The following is a 1,617-nucleotide window of genomic DNA, read 5'->3' as shown; positions in this document are numbered from 1 at the left end:
GACCGGTTATGACCGGTTTTTATGCGCACGATAAACTTTTGCGACAGAACCGAAGTTCTTATTCCATTGATCCAGATTAACGATCATAGCTGATTTAACGATGCTATGCTGCCAATTAGGCCCATCCTCACCTTCTGGCAATTGTCTTCTTAGTTCTTCCATTAGCCTTGGAATTAGTGGGCTTTCCAGGGTCACTAGACAAATATAGATAATAGGTTTTTCTAGTTTATTTTCAGCCCAGCGATATAAAAAGGTATCACGATATTTTTGTACGAGGTCTTTTATTAAGGATCCTGATAAGGCTTTTTCTTCAAATTCTATTTTTCTTTCTGGTGAAGCGCCAGAGTGGCTAGGATCTTTAATTTCTACAAAAAAATACACATTTGGTTGCTCAACAATAAAATCAACACCTTTCATGCAGTGTGATAAGCCATGATAATTCGGTGCACTGCTATTTTTCTCATCAAATTTAAAGACATCAATGACATCTCCAAAATCAAATTCTAATTCACCTTCTGTAAATTTCACTCACTTACACCCTTCATTGATCGCTCTATTTCTCTGTTCACTAAATCGAAAAAAGTTTCATCAATGGTATTAGGACTAATTTTTAAATAGTGCTTCGTAGTTCTTAAGGTAATATTTTGCGTCTCTTTATCTCGCGCCAAGGCATGATAGCTTATCTGATCATCCACTTGAGTTTGTAAGTCAAACTCTTTTAATATGACATAATCATGGGTTGATAAGAAAATTTGTACACCTAGCCGCTTTAATTCTATCAATATTGAAACGACGGTGCGCATTAAGAGGGGGTTAAGGTTGGTTTCTGGCTCATCCCAGCAAAGTATGGCTCCTTTTAATAAAGTGCCATTTTGTATCAACACCCAAAGTAGTGCGAGTTTACGAATACCTTCAGCCAATAAAGTAAACTCTAATTCACCTTGTTTGTTTTTTAAAAAGAACTCTTCATTCTTACTAATAACCTTACCTTCCATCGCTTCTTGCAATAAACTTAATAGTTTTTTCCGGTCTTTATCTGCGGGGCCTTTTAAGCTGCTAAGAAAAACACGATCAATAATATCGGCATACACCTCTTCAAAATGAATGTGCCGCTGAGCATACAGCGACCTAAACCCAGGCGCATTTGCCATCATGTCTTTTACAGGGATATATACGGATTCTAACGGTGATTCCATCCAACGTTTATGTGCTCCTGATAAGCTCGCTTTATCACTTGTTGTGGTATGACTAGAAAGCGACAGTCTCATTTTTATATCTTCCCTTTCACTCACCTCCCTAGTCCACTCTATGAACCCCTTATTACTACTCGGTGACCGCTTAACTAAGCGGCCTATTTGATTTTTTGACGGCAAAAAAACTGTATTAATTTTTTCTGCTAATTTTTTCTCGCTTCGTGTTACATCACTAGCGGCATAAATTAATTTCAATAGGTGTGTTTTTCCTGTGCCATTTGCACCCACAAAGATATTAATACCTGATGAAAAATCAACCTCTAACTTTTCAAATGCTGTGAATCTTTCTAATTTTAGTAATTTATACATAATATTTTTGTAACTACTCAGCGTAATTTAAACTCATAACAGATTGATTTAAAAT

The 1,617-nt window shown here is 36.3% G+C and carries 2 protein-coding genes; both read right to left on the bottom strand.

Annotation, left to right across the window (positions count from 1 at the left end):
- Window positions 1-6: 6 nt before the first annotated feature.
- Complete coding sequence (locus tag CDZ78_RS20130) at window positions 7-528, bottom strand: hypothetical protein (protein ID WP_087871546.1); 522 nt, start codon at window positions 526-528, stop codon at window positions 7-9.
- Window positions 525-1,562 (bottom strand): AAA family ATPase, encoded by a 1,038-nt coding sequence (locus CDZ78_RS20125; protein ID WP_087871545.1) that lies wholly within the window; start codon window positions 1,560-1,562, stop codon window positions 525-527. Before CDZ78_RS20125 ends, CDZ78_RS20130 begins: the two co-directional genes overlap by 4 nt.
- Between the last annotated feature and the right edge of the window lie 55 nt (window positions 1,563-1,617).

The organism is Bathymodiolus platifrons methanotrophic gill symbiont, assembly GCF_002189065.1.
GTDB lineage: Bacteria > Pseudomonadota > Gammaproteobacteria > Methylococcales > Methylomonadaceae > Methyloprofundus.
Note: the sequence above shows the minus strand (reverse complement) of the source record. Positions and strands in the feature narration are given on the sequence as shown.

Coding starts and splice junctions, on each gene's coding strand:
- CDZ78_RS20125 (WP_087871545.1), bottom strand. CDS start 1,562: ATGTATAAATTACTAAAATTAGAAAGATTCACAGCATTTGAAAAGTTA.